The organism is Klebsiella sp. G-Nf4, assembly GCF_002810615.1.
GTDB lineage: Bacteria > Pseudomonadota > Gammaproteobacteria > Enterobacterales > Enterobacteriaceae > Klebsiella > Klebsiella variicola.
The window spans coordinates 234,917-250,918 of record NZ_PION01000010.1; the positions used below are offsets into that span (position 1 = coordinate 234,917).

At 61.2% G+C, this 16,002-nt stretch carries 14 protein-coding genes; 10 read left to right on the forward strand and 4 right to left on the reverse strand.

Annotation, left to right across the window (positions count from 1 at the left end; all coding sequences use genetic code 11):
* Positions 1 to 41: 41 nt before the first annotated feature.
* Positions 42 to 647, reverse strand: a complete 606-nt coding sequence (locus CWM57_RS20590; RefSeq protein ID WP_074386593.1) for a glutathione S-transferase — start codon at positions 645 to 647, stop codon at positions 42 to 44.
* A 253-nt stretch (positions 648 to 900) separates the two neighbouring features.
* On the opposite strand from CWM57_RS20590, the gene CWM57_RS20595 reads away from it, so the two are divergent.
* On the forward strand, positions 901 to 1,794 hold the full coding sequence (locus tag CWM57_RS20595; protein WP_100675934.1) for a LysR substrate-binding domain-containing protein: 894 nt from the start codon (positions 901 to 903) through the stop codon (positions 1,792 to 1,794).
* Here the strand turns inward: CWM57_RS20595 and CWM57_RS20600 are convergent.
* Entirely contained in the window at positions 1,791 to 3,047 is a 1,257-nt protein-coding gene (locus CWM57_RS20600; protein WP_061155404.1) for a mechanosensitive ion channel family protein, read from the reverse strand. The genes CWM57_RS20595 and CWM57_RS20600 overlap by 4 nt on opposite strands.
* Positions 3,048 to 3,271: 224 nt before the next feature.
* On the opposite strand from CWM57_RS20600, the gene ivy reads away from it, so the two are divergent.
* Positions 3,272 to 3,718: an Ivy family C-type lysozyme inhibitor gene (gene ivy, locus CWM57_RS20605; protein WP_008805565.1), complete on the forward strand. Its 447-nt coding sequence runs from the start codon at positions 3,272 to 3,274 to the stop codon at positions 3,716 to 3,718.
* A gap of 45 nt (positions 3,719 to 3,763) precedes the next feature.
* Here the strand turns inward: ivy and betT are convergent, their stop codons facing one another.
* Positions 3,764 to 5,797 (reverse strand): choline BCCT transporter BetT, encoded by a 2,034-nt coding sequence (betT, locus tag CWM57_RS20610; RefSeq protein WP_008805564.1) that lies wholly within the window; start codon positions 5,795 to 5,797, stop codon positions 3,764 to 3,766.
* Between the two features lie 128 nt (positions 5,798 to 5,925).
* On the opposite strand from betT, the gene betI reads away from it, so the two are divergent.
* The 3 genes from betI to betA are packed head-to-tail and all read left to right on the forward strand — an operon-like array spanning position 5,926 to position 9,677.
* Positions 5,926 to 6,513, forward strand: coding sequence for a transcriptional regulator BetI (betI, locus tag CWM57_RS20620; protein ID WP_004151671.1), 588 nt, complete (start codon positions 5,926 to 5,928; stop codon positions 6,511 to 6,513).
* Positions 6,514 to 6,526: 13 nt separating this feature from the next.
* Positions 6,527 to 7,999: a betaine-aldehyde dehydrogenase gene (gene betB / locus CWM57_RS20625; protein WP_100675935.1), complete on the forward strand. Its 1,473-nt coding sequence runs from the start codon at positions 6,527 to 6,529 to the stop codon at positions 7,997 to 7,999.
* A 13-nt stretch (positions 8,000 to 8,012) separates the two neighbouring features.
* A complete protein-coding gene (betA, locus tag CWM57_RS20630) occupies positions 8,013 to 9,677 on the forward strand; it encodes a choline dehydrogenase (RefSeq protein ID WP_100631580.1) in 1,665 nt (554 codons plus the stop codon).
* 120 nt (positions 9,678 to 9,797) lie between these two features.
* On the opposite strand, the gene CWM57_RS20635 is transcribed toward betA, so the two are convergent.
* Complete coding sequence (locus CWM57_RS20635; protein ID WP_087851150.1) at positions 9,798 to 10,493, reverse strand: GNAT family N-acetyltransferase; 696 nt, start codon at positions 10,491 to 10,493, stop codon at positions 9,798 to 9,800.
* A 205-nt stretch (positions 10,494 to 10,698) separates the two neighbouring features.
* On the opposite strand from CWM57_RS20635, the gene CWM57_RS20640 reads away from it, so the two are divergent.
* From CWM57_RS20640 to CWM57_RS20660, 5 genes are all read left to right on the forward strand, one after another.
* Complete coding sequence (locus tag CWM57_RS20640) at positions 10,699 to 12,267, forward strand: ABC transporter substrate-binding protein (protein ID WP_100631581.1); 1,569 nt, start codon at positions 10,699 to 10,701, stop codon at positions 12,265 to 12,267.
* 120 nt (positions 12,268 to 12,387) lie between these two features.
* Entirely contained in the window at positions 12,388 to 13,410 is a 1,023-nt protein-coding gene (locus CWM57_RS20645) for an ABC transporter permease (RefSeq protein ID WP_008805559.1), read from the forward strand.
* Entirely contained in the window at positions 13,410 to 14,243 is an 834-nt protein-coding gene (locus tag CWM57_RS20650) for an ABC transporter permease (RefSeq protein ID WP_100631582.1), read from the forward strand. Before CWM57_RS20645 ends, CWM57_RS20650 begins: the two co-directional genes overlap by 1 nt.
* Complete coding sequence (locus tag CWM57_RS20655) at positions 14,236 to 15,072, forward strand: ABC transporter ATP-binding protein (RefSeq protein ID WP_074386601.1); 837 nt, start codon at positions 14,236 to 14,238, stop codon at positions 15,070 to 15,072. The genes CWM57_RS20650 and CWM57_RS20655 overlap by 8 nt, the downstream gene beginning before the upstream one ends.
* Complete coding sequence (locus CWM57_RS20660; protein WP_100675936.1) at positions 15,059 to 15,763, forward strand: ABC transporter ATP-binding protein; 705 nt, start codon at positions 15,059 to 15,061, stop codon at positions 15,761 to 15,763. The genes CWM57_RS20655 and CWM57_RS20660 overlap by 14 nt, the downstream gene beginning before the upstream one ends.
* The last annotated feature ends 239 nt before the right edge of the window (positions 15,764 to 16,002 follow it).

Consider the following 16,002-nt stretch of genomic DNA (forward strand, 5'->3'; position numbering starts at 1 on the left):
TTCAGGGCGCCACGCTGCGGCGCCCCTCTCCATCCCTGCCGTTAACCCAGCGGATACTGTTGAAACGCCGGCAGCGCCTCTCCTTTCTCCGCCAGCGCGCGGATATGAGGAAACGCCGCTGCCGACACCACCGCCGGGATCATCAACTGGATAAAGGACCAGACCACCGTGCTGGTGACCAGCACCTGATCCGGCTGCGCGGCGGCGGCGCGGTCTGCCAGCCGGGCGTCCCATTCCCGACAGGCGGCGAGCAGCTGGCCGGTCACCCGGGCTATCCACGGCTGATGCTGCTTCTCTTCCGGCCGCAGACGGTGCTCATAAACATGCTGGACCGCTTTTTCACTGGCGGCGAGGATCACCCCCAGCAGGTGCAGATCGCGGGCCAGCGCGTCAGGCTGCGCGGGAAGCAGCCGGCGCCCGGTGGGATTGGTCGTTTCGAAATAGTGGAGGATCAGGGTGGAGTCCATCAGCTGCGTCCCGTTATCGAGCACCACCGTCGGCGCCTTGACCACCGGATTAATACGGGAAAATTCGTCAAAGCCGCTAAAGACCGAGAGCGGCAGACTCTCGAATTCCACGCCATAGAGCGCCAGAGAAACCGCCACGCGTCTTACATAAGGTGAATCCATCATACCAATGAGTTTCATCGTCACTCCTGCCTGCGATAAAGGGGTTGCGGCTTTACCTTACTGGAAAACCCATGCCGCGAATATCACGGGATACTTACCGCAATGGTTAGTCAAACTAACAGATTGGCGATTCGCGGTAGCCCTCCTGTCCCCCTTGTGCTATACCGACTGAGGCAGCATACAGCCCCTTTTCAGCCTGTTCGCAGCGGCTTTAAAACCCGTTAACCCGGTAGTAACGTTAACGTATCGACTCACTGACAGAGAAACCACCATGGCAGATTTTCCCCCTGTCGCCAGCCTGCGCAGCTTTGAGGCGGTGGCGCGCCTCGGCAGCGTGACGCAGGCCGCCCACGAGTTGAACGTGACCCATTCGGCGGTCAGCCAGCACATCAAACAGCTGGAAGCGCTGGTCGGCGTCACGCTCTTTATCCGCCACGGCCGCGGGGTGCGCATCACGGAAGAAGGACGGCTCTATGCCCTGCAAATCCGCGAGGCGTTACAGCACATCGCCGACGCCACGCGCATGGTGCAGATCAAACCCCGCACCCTGGAAGTGACCCTGGCGACGCTCCCCTCCTTTGGCTGCCACTGGCTGCTGCCGCGGCTGGCGCGCTTTCAGGCGCGGCATCCGCAGATCGCGGTGCGCCTGCTGACCAGCCTGGCGGTGGTTAACCTGCAGCAGGAGGGTATCGATCTGGCCCTTCGCATGGGGCAAGGTGACTGGGAGGGGATGGAAAGCCGGCATCTGTTTGCCGATGAACAACTGGTGGTCGCCGCCCCCGGCTATCGCGGCGGCGACCTGCCGACCACCCCGCAGGCGATCGCCGCCAGCGATATTATTTTTTCCATGGAGTCCTGGAACGCCTGGTGCAGCCAGGCGGGGCTGGAAAAGCCGATCGTCCCTTCGGGCCTGCGCCTGAACGACTCCAATCTGGTGCTGGAGGCGGTCCGCCTGGGGGCCGGCGTGGCGCTGGAGCGGCGCTCCCTGGTGGCGGGGGCGATAGCCCGCGGCGAGCTGGTGCAGCTCACCGCCGTCACCGTCCCCTACCCCTGGCACTACTGGCTGACCGTCTCCCCACAGGCGATGAACCGGCCGGAAGTCGCCCGGTTCATCGCCTGGCTGGAGGAGGAGATCGCCCTCTGGCGCCAGCAGATCACTGCTTAGCCTTCGGCCGACGGCGGCAGACCTGTCCGGGCGGCATGCTCCTGGGAGAGACGCCAGAAATCGTGCCCGGCGGGATACTGATAAAGTCGCAGGGAAAACTGCCCGGCCACCGCGGTAATGTACTCAAATATCGCCGACTGGGTATTTTCGTAGTCTTTCCACAGCGTCGATGAGGTGAAGCAGTAAATCTCCAGCGGGATGCCCGACGGCGACGGTTTCAGCGTTCTCGCCACAATGTACATCTCCTTAATAATATCCGGTCGCTCGGCGAGATAGTGCATCAGATAGTGGCGAAACAGGGTCAGGTTGGTCAGCCCGTTATCGACAAACCAGCGGTCGGCCACGCCGCCAGGATCCCGGCCATCAAGCAGCGTGCTCAAAGGCTCACTCACCCCGCGGATGGTCAGCATCGAGGAGAGCATCTCCTGGTCGAGAAAACGCACCGAGTGCTGATCGATGGCGATACTGCGCATGATCCGCCGCGCCCCGGAGGAGAACATCGCCTGCCAGTTGGTATAGGTCTCGGTGAGGAAATTCTTGGTCGGGATGCGGGAGATGGTATTGTCCCAGTTGCGAATGGTAATGGTGTGCAGCGCGATATCCGTCACCTCACCGCTGAGGTTCTTGTCAGGCATTTCAATCCAGTCACCCAACTGGAGCACGTCGTTAGACGACAGCTGAACGTTCGCCACCAGCGACAGCAAGGTATGCTGGAACACGATCATCAGCACCGCCGCCACCGCCCCCAGACTGGAGATAATAATGATCGGCGATTTGTTCGACATCACGGCGAGGATCATAATCGCCGCCAGGATGTGGACTAAGATTTTGCCTATCTGGATATAGCCCTTAATGGAATGATTTTTACGTTTGGTCTTTCGCAGATAAGAGCTGTTGACAATATCCAACATCTCGTTGAAAAACACCGACATAAAAATAAAAAACAAGATCCCGCAGATGGTATTAATCGCCGTCACCAGCGATGTCGGCATCGCCGGCATAAACTGCAGGACGTAATAGACGATAATAACCGGAATGAAATTGGACAGCTTTTCGGCGATGCGTCGATCCTTCTCCAGCGGCACATCCTGTTTGTGGCTACTAAAGAAGACCTTACGCACCACTTTAATCAGCAAGAACTTGCATAAAAGATGGGCAAATATGCCGGAGACCAGCAGCAGAATAAGATTAAACCCCACCGCCAGCGCCGGATTACTCTCAATAAACGTCAGTAGATGATTCACATACGCCATGCTTTATCGCCTGAATAACTATGCCATTTCGCTAACTGCTTTATCACAAGGGCATATATTTGGAAAATAAATCAATCCGCATCATGGCATATCGCTTAGCGTAACGTCCATGCGCGCACCGCTCCTAATCATTCACAGAAAATATGTCAGAGTTTGCATTAATCATTCCCTACGCTCACTATAAAGAGGCTTGTTATGAGGACGGAATAAGTCCAGGAGGAAACATGTTTAAAGCGCTTACCGCTATCATCACCTTAGCCGCCTCCGCCAGCGTCATGGCGCAAGGCGATGTCACGTTGAACAGTCTGGCCCACGATGCCGCCACCCGGGCGTCGTTTAACCAGATGGTCAAAGGCCATCAGTTGCCCGCCTGGGTAACCACCGGCGGCACCGGTTCGCCCGCGCAGACGGTGAAGCTGGGTAGCGAATCCTGGCAGGTGTTAAGCGCCTGCAAACCCCACGACTGCGGTCATGAACGTATCGCGGTGATCTGGTCGGAGAAAAGCCAACAGATGTCGGGCGTTTACTCGGTGGTCGATGAAAAAACCGACCAGGAGAAGCTGACCTGGCTTAACGTCAGCGATGCCCTGTCCATCGATGGCAAAACCGTGCTGTTTGCCGCCCTCAGCGGTAGCCTCGACAACCATCCGGACGCCTTTAACTACCCGTAACGACCATCGCCCCCGTCAGCCTTTCGCCGACGGGGGCTCCCCTGACTAGCCGTCCGGGAACATCACGCTGTTCCCCGGCGCTTCCCGATGAAGATGGATAAAGTTCAGGTGCCGCTCGTACTGGTCGAGAATATCGGTGATCACCTGCTCTTTGCTGTAGTCCATCAGGTCGTTACCCTGACTGCCCTCCAGCAGGAAGGTCTCCAGCCGGTAATAGGTGGATTTCCCGCTGCGCGCTCGATAGGTAAAGCCCGGCACCGAGTACTGCTGCGGCCAGATCTTGTAGATGAAGTTCTGCTCGTCGCCCATGTGCACCAGCAGATCGAGGTGGCCAAGGTTCTCGCCCTCTTCCGGCGGCAGGCTCTTCAGTTCCACCGCGGCGCCGCGCAGCCGCAGCTCCTGGGCTACCTCTTCCATCGCCGGGTAGCACACCGTCTCCATCATCTGTTTGGTATAGCGCGTGCCCGGGTAATTCATCAGCCGCGACAGGCGCTTCTTCCAGCTCAGACGATCCTGGAGGCCCATCGGGCGCGGGGCGGTGTCGCGACTGGCGCTGACCCGGCGGTAATCTTCCACTTTCAGGGATTTATACAGCCCGGCCATCACGAAGAAAATCACAAAGCTGAACGGCAGCCCCATGATCACCGTGGTGTTCTGCAGCGCCGAGATGCCGTTGGTCATCAGCATGCCGAGGGTCAACAGACCGATGGCCACCGACCAGAAGATGCGCAGCCAGTTCGGGGCATCGCTGTTGATGTCCTTCAGCTTCGAGGTGAAGTTCCCCAGCACCAGCGCGCCGGAGTCGGCGGAGGTGACGTAGAACAGCAGACCGGTAATGGTCGCCACCGACGCGCTAAAGGTAAACGCCGGGTACTGCGCCAGCAGGCTGTAGAATCCGCGCTCCGGGTGGACCATCGCCTCCTCGGCAAAGGCCGCATCGCCGTGAATAATCTCATACAGCGCGCTGTTGCCGAACACCGACAGCCATAGCAGGGTAAAGGTGAACGGAATAATCAGGGTGCCCATCACAAACTGGCGGATGGTGCGCCCGCGCGAAATGCGCGCCAGGAACAGGCCCACAAACGGCGACCAGGCCACCCACCACGCCCAGAAAAAGAGCGTCCAGTTATTCATCCATTCTACCGGCCGGTCGAAGGCGAAGCTGTTCAGCGTCATGCCCATAAAGCGGTTGACGTAGTCGCCGACGTTCAGCACTAACGCATTAAGCAGGAAGGAGGTATCGCCCATGAACAATACAAACAGGATCAACCCCAGCGCGAGGGCGACGTTCAGCTCGGAGAGCACGCGGATGCCCTTGTCCACCCCGGAGGTGACCGAGATGGTGGCGATGATCACCGACAGCGCAATCAGAGCTGCTTTCGCCGCCAGCGAGTCCGGAATATCGAACAGCACGCTCAGACCGTAGTTGAGCTGCACGACGCCGATACCGAGGGTGGTGGCGATGCCGAAGATGGTGCCGATCACCGCCGCAATATCGACGCTGTGGCCGATGGGCCCATTGATCCGTTTGCCAAAAATCGGGTACAGCGCCGAGCGGATGGTGAGCGGCAAATTATAACGATAGCTAAAGTATCCCAGCGCCATACCCATCAGGGCATACATTGACCAACCGGTTAAGCCATAGTGAAACAGCGTCCAGACCATCGCCTGGCGCGCCGCCTCGATGGTCTGCCCCGCCCCTTCCGGCGGCTGCATATATTGCGTCACCGGCTCGGCGACCGAGAAGAACATCAGGTCGATACCGATCCCGGCGGCGAACAGCATCGCCGCCCAGCTCAGCAGGCTGAACTCGGGCTTTGACTGCTCCGGGCCGAGCTTCACCGAGCCGAAGCGCGAGCAGGCAATGCAGACGACGAAGACGATATACAGCGTCGCCGCCAGCAGATAGTACCAGCCGAAGGTTTTCGACACCCAGTTGAGGGTGCGCCCAATCCACTCGGCAGAAAAATCGCGAAAAAAGATCGTCATCAGGGAAAACAACAAAATCAGTCCGGCCGAGGTATAAAAAACCACCGGATTGATTTTGTCCTTTTCTCTGTTTTGCGAAAGATCTGTCATCCAGTATCCCCACTGTTTTTGTAACTATTAAAATTCAATAACGTAACAATTAAGACACATTTTATATTGAACGTCCAATCAAAAACCGCTTTAATAGTTAACCAACGCTGATGAATGGAGTGGCAAAAATGCCCAAACTGGGGATGCAGCCAATCCGGCGCAGGCAACTGATCGATGCCACGCTGGACGCAATAAATGAAGTCGGAATGCATGATGCGACCATCGCGCAGATCGCCCGACGGGCGGGCGTCTCGACGGGGATCATCAGTCACTATTTCAAAGATAAAAATGGTCTGCTGGAGGCGACCATGCGCGACATCACCAGCCAGCTGCGCGACGCGGTGCTCAACCGTCTGCACGCCCTGCCGGACGGCAGCGCCAGCCAACGCCTGCAGGCGATTGTCGGCGGCAACTTTGATGAGACGCAGATCAGCAGCGCGGCGATGAAGGCCTGGCTGGCCTTCTGGGCCAGCAGCATGCACCAGCCGATGCTTTATCGGTTACAGCAGGTCAGCAGCCGTCGGCTGCTGTCGAACCTGGTGTACGAATTCCGCCGCGAGCTGCCGCGCGAGCAGGCGCAGGAGGCCGGTTACGGGCTGGCGGCGCTGATAGACGGCCTGTGGCTGCGGGCGGCGCTCAGCGGCAAACCGCTGGATAAGACGCTGGCGCAGTCGCTGACCAGCCACTTTATTCGTCAGCATTTACCGAACCCATAACCGAGGAGGCGTTATGTCCCGAATGGCAGAACAGCAGCTTTATATTAATGGTGGTTATACATCGGCCACCAGCGGTCGCATCTTCGAGACCATCAACCCTGCCACTGGCGAGGTGCTGGCGACCGTTCAGGCTGCCGGACGCGAGGATGTCGACCGCGCCGTTGAGAGCGCGCAGCGTGGGCAAAAAATCTGGGCGGCGATGACCGCCATGGAACGCTCGCGCATCCTGCGTCGCGCCGTCGACCTTCTGCGCCAGCGCAACGATGAGCTGGCGCGGCTGGAGACGCTGGATACCGGTAAACCCCTTAGTGAAACCGCCGCCGTCGATATCGTCACCGGCGCCGACGTGCTGGAGTATTACGCGGGGCTGATCCCGGCGCTGGAAGGCAGCCAGATCCCGCTGCGCGACAGCTCCTTCGTCTATACCCGTCGCGAACCGCTGGGGGTGGTGGCCGGGATCGGCGCGTGGAACTACCCGATCCAGATCGCGCTGTGGAAATCGGCGCCGGCGCTGGCCGCCGGCAATGCGATGATTTTCAAACCGAGCGAAGTCACCCCGCTCACCGCCCTCAAGCTGGCGGAAATTTACAGCGAAGCGGGCCTGCCGGACGGGGTGTTTAACGTCCTGCCGGGGATCGGCGCGGAAACCGGCCAGTATCTGACCGAACATCCGGGCATCGCCAAAATCTCCTTCACCGGCGGCGTCGCCAGCGGCAAAAAAGTGATGGCCAACTCCGCGGCCTCGTCGCTGAAAGAGGTCACCATGGAGCTGGGCGGTAAATCGCCGCTGATTATCGCGGACGATGCCGACCTCGACCTCGCCGCCGATATCGCCATGATGGCCAACTTCTACAGCTCCGGTCAGGTGTGCACCAACGGCACCCGGGTGTTTGTCCCGGCGAAACAGAAGGCGGAATTCGAGCACAAGATCCTCGAACGCGTGGGCCGCATCCGCCCCGGCGATCTGTTTGCCGATGACACCAACTTCGGCCCGCTGGTCAGCTTCCCCCATCGCGACAACGTTCTGCGCTATATCGAGAGCGGCAAACGCGAAGGCGCGCGCCTGCTGTGCGGCGGCGAGGCGCTGAAAGGCGACGGTTTCGATAACGGCGCGTGGGTCGCCCCGACGGTGTTTACCGACTGTAGCGACGAGATGACTATCGTGCGCGAAGAGATCTTCGGTCCGGTGATGTCGATCCTCAGCTATACCGACGAAGCGGAGGTCATTCGCCGCGCCAACGCCACCGAATACGGCCTCGCCGCCGGCGTGGTGACGCCCAACCTCAACCGTGCCCACCGTCTTATCCACCAGCTGGAAGCCGGTATCTGCTGGATCAACAGCTGGGGTGAATCCCCGGCGGAGATGCCGGTTGGCGGCTATAAGCACTCCGGCATTGGCCGCGAGAATGGCGTCATGACGCTGCAGAGTTACACCCAGGTGAAGTCCATCCAGGTTGAGATGGGTAAATTCCAGTCCATATTTTAACCGGGAGGTTTTTTTGCAATTTGACTACATCATTATTGGCGCCGGCTCCGCCGGCAACGTTCTGGCAACACGACTGACTGAAGATCCAAACACCACCGTCCTGCTGCTGGAAGCCGGCGGCCCGGACTACCGGTTCGATTTCCGCACCCAGATGCCCGCCGCGCTGGCTTACCCGCTGCAGGGCAAACGTTACAACTGGGCCTACGAAACCGAACCTGAGCCGTATATGAACCATCGCCGCATGGAGTGCGGACGCGGCAAAGGGCTCGGCGGCTCGTCGCTGATCAACGGCATGTGCTACATCCGCGGTAACGCGATGGATCTGGACAACTGGGCCAAAGAGCCGGGTCTGGAACACTGGAGCTATCTCGACTGCCTGCCCTACTACCGGAAAGCGGAAACCCGCGATATCGGGCCTAACGACTATCACGGCGGCGATGGCCCGGTGAGTGTGACGACGCCGAAGCCGGGCAATAATCCCCTCTTCGAGGCGATGGTCACCGCCGGGGTGCAGGCGGGTTATCCGCGCACCGACGATCTCAACGGCTACCAGCAGGAAGGCTTTGGCCCGATGGACCGCACCGTGACGCCGCAGGGCCGTCGCGCCAGCACCGCCCGCGGCTATCTCGACCAGGCGCGCGGTCGCCCGAACCTGACCATCCGCACGCATGCGCTGACCGATCACATTATTTTTGCCGGCAAGCGCGCGGTGGGCGTCGAGTGGCTGGAGGGAGAAAGCACGATCCCGTCCAAAGCGACGGCCAACAAAGAGGTGCTGCTGTGCGCCGGGGCGATTGCCTCGCCGCAGATCCTGCAGCGCTCCGGCGTCGGTAACCCGGAGCTGCTCAGGCAGTTCGATATCCCGGTGGTGCACGATCTCCCCGGCGTGGGTGAGAACCTGCAGGACCATCTGGAGATGTATCTGCAATATGAATGCAAAGAGCCGGTGTCGCTCTACCCGGCGCTGCAGTGGTGGAACCAGCCGAAGATTGGCGCCGAGTGGCTGTTCGGCGGCACCGGCATTGGCGCCAGCAACCAGTTCGAAGCGGGCGGTTTTATCCGCAGCCGCGCAGAATTTGCCTGGCCAAATATTCAATACCACTTCCTGCCGGTGGCGATTAACTACAATGGCTCCAACGCGGTGAAAGAGCACGGCTTCCAGTGCCACGTCGGTTCAATGCGTTCGCCCAGCCGCGGCCACGTGCGCCTGAAGTCGCGCGATCCGCACGCCCATCCGGCGATCCTGTTTAACTATATGTCCCATGAACAGGACTGGCAGGAGTTCCGCGACGCCATCCGCATTACCCGCGAAATCATGAACCAGCCAGCGCTGGATAAGTATCGCGGCCGCGAAATCAGTCCGGGAATAGAATGCCAGAGCGATGCCGAACTGGATGAGTTTGTGCGCAACCACGCCGAGACCGCGTTCCACCCGTGCGGGACCTGTAAGATGGGTTACGACGAGATGGCGGTGGTCGACGGCGAGGGCCGCGTCCACGGTCTGGAAGGCGTGCGGGTGGTCGATGCCTCGATTATGCCGCAGATCATCACCGGCAACCTCAACGCCACCACCATTATGATTGGCGAGAAGATGGCTGACGCCATTCGCGGCCGCCAGCCGCTGCCGCGCAGCACCGCGGCGTATTATGTCGCTGGCGACGCGCCGGTTCGCCGTTAACGGGTCAATGCCGGGCGGCGGCTACGCCTTGCCCGGCCTACCCTGAGGCAATGTAACGTAGCCCCGGTAAGCGCAGCGCGACCGGGGTGCCGTTCCCGGGTTTGACCACATAGGTTGATGTTAGCGAAACGCCTCCAGGCGTTTGATCTGCTGCCCGTCGGCAGTAAAGTTCTCCGCCGCCAGCCACGCCCGCAGCGCCGCATCGCGCGCAGGCCACTCGCCGTCGATGATGGACAGCATATCGCTGTCACGCGTCCGCCCTTTACGCACCAGCCTTTGCCGCAGACGTCCTTCCCAGCTAAAGCCCAGCCGCTCGGCGGCCCGGCGCGAGGCGACATTCATCGAATCGCATTTCCACTCCAGCCGACGGTAGCCATGGTCAAAGCCGTTCTTCAGCAACAGCCAGACCGCTTCGGTACCCAGCGGGGTGTTTTTCATCCGTCGCGACCAGGTGACATGGCCGATCTCAACCGTGCCCATTTCCCGCTCGATCGCCATATAGCTGACGATGCCCACCGCCTGCTCGCTACGCAGGTCAATCACCGCGTACGGCACCAGAGCATCATCATTCACCTTGCCCGCGATCCAGTGGGCGGTCGCCGCCACGCTCTCCGGCCGCGTAGACGCCAGCCACGTCCAGTCGCTGTTGTCGCCGAGCGCATAGGCGGCAAACAGATCCGCCGCATGACGGTCAACGTCCAGCGGCTCCAGTCGACAAAAACGGCCGTTTAACGCCGTCCGCCGCAGGACTTGCGCCCCCTGCCAGCCGGGGACAAGATCGTTCACCTGCTGGCCAAACTCATTGATTTCCGGCACACCCACCTCCTTGCAATAGACAATTTGTTATAGCAAGAAGCCAGAAGCGGAGAAAGGCGCTTCTGCGCGACCGGCAATAACCTGTCGATCTTGAATATGCGTTTTTAGCATAAGGATATCCTTATTTTGACTTTACGCCTTTTGGCAAGCGGCCTAACGTAGCGAGGCATAAAAAATTAAAACAACCATTTTTCAGGGATTGCACATGACCAAAAAACTGTTGCCTTTACTGGTACTGACGGCGCTCACCGCCGCCGCGCATGCCGCTACACCGCCCAACACGCTGGTGGTTGCCCAAGGTCTCGACGATATCGTCAGCCTCGACCCGGCGGAAGCGAACGAACTCTCCAGCATTCAGACGGTCCCCAGCCTCTATCAGCGTCTGGTGCAGCCGGACCGCAACAACCCTGAAAAAATCGTACCGATCCTCGCCGAAAGCTGGCAGGCCGATCCGGCGGCCAAAACCCTGACCATCAAACTGAAGCCGGATGCCAAATTCGCCTCCGGTAATCCGCTGCGCCCGGAAGATGTGATTTTCTCTTACACCCGTGCGGTGACGCTGAATAAATCGCCGGCGTTTATTCTCAACGTGCTCGGCTGGCAGCCGGATAACATCGCCAGCCAGCTGAAAAAGATTGATGATCATACCCTGACGCTGCACTGGACCGCCGACGTCAGCCCGGCGGTGGCGCTGAATATTCTCTCCACCCCTATCGCCTCCATCGTTGATGAAAAACAGGTAGCGCCGAACGCGAAAAATAATGACTTCGGCAACGACTGGCTGAAGATGCACTCGGCGGGCAGCGGGGCCTATAAAATGCGCGTCTACCAGCCGCATCAGGCCATCGTGCTGGAAGCCAACGCCAGCTCCCCCACCGGCGCGCCGAAGATCAAGAGCATCATTATTAAAAACGTCCCCGACCCGGCTTCCCGCCGCCTGCTGATCCAGCAGGGTGATGCCGACGTGGCGCGTGATCTCGGCGCTGACCAGATTGCCGCCCTGCAGGATAAACCCGGCGTGAAGGTGCTGAGCATCCCATCTGCCGAGCAGAACTATCTGGTGTTTAATACCGCCAACAGCGCCAACCCGCTGCTCAATAACCCGGCTTTCTGGGAGGCGGCGCGCTGGCTGGTCGATTATGAGGGCATCACCAAAAATCTGCTGAAAGGCCAGTACTTTATTCACCAGAGCTTCCTGCCAGCCGGCCTGCCGGGGGCGCTGGAAACCAATCCGTTCACCTTCGACCCGCAAAAAGCTAAGGCTATCCTCGATAAAGCGGGCATTAAGGATGCCCACTTCACCCTCGACGTGGAGAACAAACCACCGTTTATCACCATCGCCCAGTCGCTGCAGGCCAGCTTTGCCCAGGGCGGGGTGAAAGTGGATCTGCTGCCGGCCGCCGGCAGCCAGGTCTATGCCCGGGTACGCGCGAAACAGCATCAGGCGGCGATCCGCCTGTGGATCCCGGACTACTTTGATGCCCACTCTAACGCCAGCGCCTTTGCCTGGAACGATGGTAAATCCAGCACCGTGGCCGGGCTCAACGGCTGGCAGATCCCTGAGCTGAATAAAGCTACCCTCGCCGCGGTGGCGGAGCCGGACCCGGCGAAGCGCCTCGACCTGTACAAAACGATGCAGGGATCCCTGCTGCAGCATTCGCCGTACGTCTTTATTGACCAGGGGAAAACCCAGATCGTGGTGCGTGACAACGTGAAGGGCTATCAGCAGGGGCTGAACGCCGATATGGTCTGGTACGATAACGTGACCAAGTAAGCGGGTTTTTGTCACCGGGTACGGCGGCCTCACCTGCCCGGATGACCGACGCCTCACCCAGGCCCGGTCGGCGTCGCGCCGCCGGGTACCATGCTGATATACCAGGAATTTCCATTTTCCATGCCATCGTTTTCCACTCACCTTACCCGCCTGCTGCAGGGGCTGTTGACGCTGCTGCTCACGCTGTTCGGGCTGCTGCTGGTCACCTTCTCGCTCTCCGCGCTGTCGCCCGTCGACCGCGTACTGCAGATCGTCGGCGACCATGCCAGCCAGTCGACCTATGACCAGGTTCGCCATCAGCTGGGTCTCGACCAGCCGCTGCCGGTGCAGTTCTGGCACTACCTGGTCAACCTGGCCCATGGCGATCTCGGTATCGCCAGCGCCACCGGCCAGCCGGTGCTCCACGATCTGCTGGCGGTCTTCCCGGCCACCCTTGAGCTGGCGACCCTGGCGCTGATCGTCGGTGCGGTACTGGGCATCGTCGCCGGGGTGCTGTGCGCGCGTTACGCCGGTTCACCGTGGGATCTGGCGGTGCGCACCTTTACCCTGTTGGGCAACTCGGTGCCGATATTCTGGCTCGGCCTGCTGATGCTGGCCCTGTTCTACGCCCGGCTGCAGTGGGCGCCGGGCCCGGGTCGCCTCGACGATATTTATCAGTACACCGTCGAGCCGCGCAGCGGTTTTGCGCTGATCGACACCTGGCTCTCCGGCGATACCGCGGCGTTTAAAAATGCGATCGGCCATCTGGCGCTGCCGGTGCTGGTGCTGGCCTATTACTCGCTGGCCAGCATCACCCGTCTGACCCGCTCCGCCTGCCTGAGCGAGATGAACAAAGAGTACATTCTGCTGGCGCGGGCCAAAGGGGCCGGAGAGATGACGATTTTGCTGCGCCACGTCCTGCCCAATATCCGCGGCACTCTGCTGACGGTGACCGCTCTCGCCTGGACCTCGATGCTCGAAGGGGCGGTGCTCACCGAAACCGTCTTCTCGTGGCCGGGGATCGGCCGCTATCTCACCACCGCGCTGTTCGCCGGAGATACCACGGCGATCATGGGCGGCACGCTGCTGATTGGCGTGAGCTTTGTGCTGATCAATAACCTGACCGACCTGCTGGTGCGGTTAACCGATCCGAGGGTGCGCTGATGCCGACTTATCTGTTTTTACGCCGTCTGCGCCGCTCACCCGCCGCCTTCAGTGGCCTGACCCTGGTGATCCTGCTGGTGCTGACCGCGCTGTTCGCCCCGTGGCTGGCACCGCACGATCCCAACTGGCAGGATGCCGCCGCTCGTCTGCAGGGGCCGGGCGCAGGGCACTGGCTCGGCACCGACAGCTACGGCCGCGACCTGCTGTCGCGCCTGCTCTACGGCACCCGCCCGGCGCTGGGTCTGGTGGCGCTGGTGACCGCCATTACCCTGCCCGTCGGGCTGCTGGTAGGTATCCTCTCCGGCTACTATGGCGGGTGGCTGGAGCGGATACTGATGCGGTTTACCGACGTGGTGATGTCGATGCCGCGCCTGATCCTCGCTTTCGCGTTCGTGGCGATGCTCGGCCCGGGGCTGGTCAACGGCGCGCTGGCGTTAGCCCTGACCACCTGGCCGGCCTACGCCCGTCAGGCGCGCAGCGAAATTCAGCGCCTGCGCCATAGCGATTACCTCGCCGCGGCGGAGATGCTGGGTATTCGCGGCTGGCGGCTGCTGGTCGGCCATATTCTGCCGCTGTGTCTGCCGTCGGCGATTGTCCGGCTGGCGCTCGATCTGGCGGGCATTATCCTCGCCGCTGCCGGGCTCGGCTTTCTCGGCCTTGGCGCCCGCCCGCCGATGGCGGAGTGGGGAGCGATGATTGCTGACGGGATGCAGGTGATTTTCGACCAGTGGTGGATCGCCGCCATCCCCGGCGCGGCGATCCTGCTCGCCAGCCTGGCGTTTAACCTGCTGGGCGATGGCCTGCGCGATATTCTGGAGCCGCAACATGACTGACATCCGACTGACCGTCCAGGGACTCGCCGTCGACTACCCCACCGCCCGGGTGGTGGATAACGTCAGCTTCACCCTCGGCAACGAGCGGCTGGCGCTGGTGGGCGAATCCGGCTCCGGCAAATCGATGACCGCCCGGGCGCTGATGGGCCTGGTGCGCAAGCCCGGGGTGGTGAGCGCCGAACGGCTGGAGGTGCTGGGGCGCGATGTGCTAACCCTCAGCGCCCGCGGCTGGCGGGCGCTGCGCGGCAACGATATCGCTATGGTGCTGCAGGATCCGCGCTATGCGCTAAATCCTGTGCAGTCCATTCAGGCGCAGCTGGAAGAGGCGTTAACCCTGCATCAGCGTCTCAGCCGCCGCGCGCGCGCCGAGGCGGTTAAAGACGCCATCGCCGCCGTCGGTCTGGATCTGCCGGTCCTCAGCCGCTATCCCGGCGAGCTCTCCGGCGGGATGGGGCAGCGGGTAATGATCGCCCTCGCGCTGCTTAATAACCCGAAAGTGCTGATTGCCGACGAGCCGACCTCGGCCCTCGACGCCCGCCTGCGCAACCAGATCCTCGAGCTGCTGGTGGAGCAGTGCGCACAGCGGCAGATGGCCATGTTACTGATCAGCCACGATCTGCCGCTGGTGGCCGCGCATTGCGATCGCGTGCTGGTGATGTACCAGGGGAGCCGGGTCGATGAGATGCCGGCGCCGGCGCTGCCGAGCGCGACGCACCCTTATACGCGCACCCTGTGGACCTGCCGGCCGAATGCGCACACTTACGGCCAGATGCTGCCGACCCTCGACAGAACTCAGGACTTTACGGAGACGGCCCATGGCGATCGTTAATCTTAAGGATTTGCAGGTAACATTCGGCGCGAAGACGGCGGTCTCTGCCGCCAGTTTCTGTGTCGACGCCGGGGAAACCTTCAGTCTGATCGGCGCCTCCGGCTGCGGCAAATCGACGATTTTGCGCGTGCTCGCCGGATTACAGCGCGAATGGCGCGGCAGCGTGGAACTGCTGGGCCAGGGCATCGCGCCGGGCGCCCGCTTTCAGGGCGCGCTGCGACGCAATGTGCAGATGGTGTTTCAGGATCCGTACGCCTCGCTGCATCCCAACCATACCCTGTGGCGCACCCTGGCGGAGCCGCTGCAGATCCACGGCATCCGCGACGTTGCCCCGCGGGTGACCACCGCCCTTGAGCAGGTGGGTCTGGCCGCCGACGCCGTGCGCCGCTATCCACACCAGCTCTCCGGCGGGCAACGGCAGCGCGTGGCCATTGCCCGCGCCCTGCTGCTGCGCCCGCAGATCCTGCTGCTGGATGAGCCGACCTCGGCGCTGGATATGTCGGTGCAGGCGGAAATTCTCAATCTGCTTAACCGCCTGAAACAGGAGCACGGCATGACCTATCTGCTGGTCAGCCACGATGCCGACGTCATCGCCCATATGTCCGATCGGGCGGCGTTTATGGCGGAGGGCGTGATCCAGCGCTTTTTCGATCGCGACGCGCTGGTCAACGGAGAGCACCGGATGAGGTGAGGTCAGCGGATGCGCCGTTGTTTTGTCGGGTGGCGCTTCGCTTACCCGACCTTATTCGGCTCTGACTGTCTGTAGGCCCGAGCAAGCGCAGCGCCGCCGGGCGATGGCATCAGGCCTGGAGCCGCATCTATGCCGGGTGGCGGCGTACGCCTTACCCGGCCTACAAACCCAAATCACCGCGGGTCCTGGGGCTGCTGAAACTGCCGGTGCTGGCGGCCTCAACATCGCTGAGACGTTCC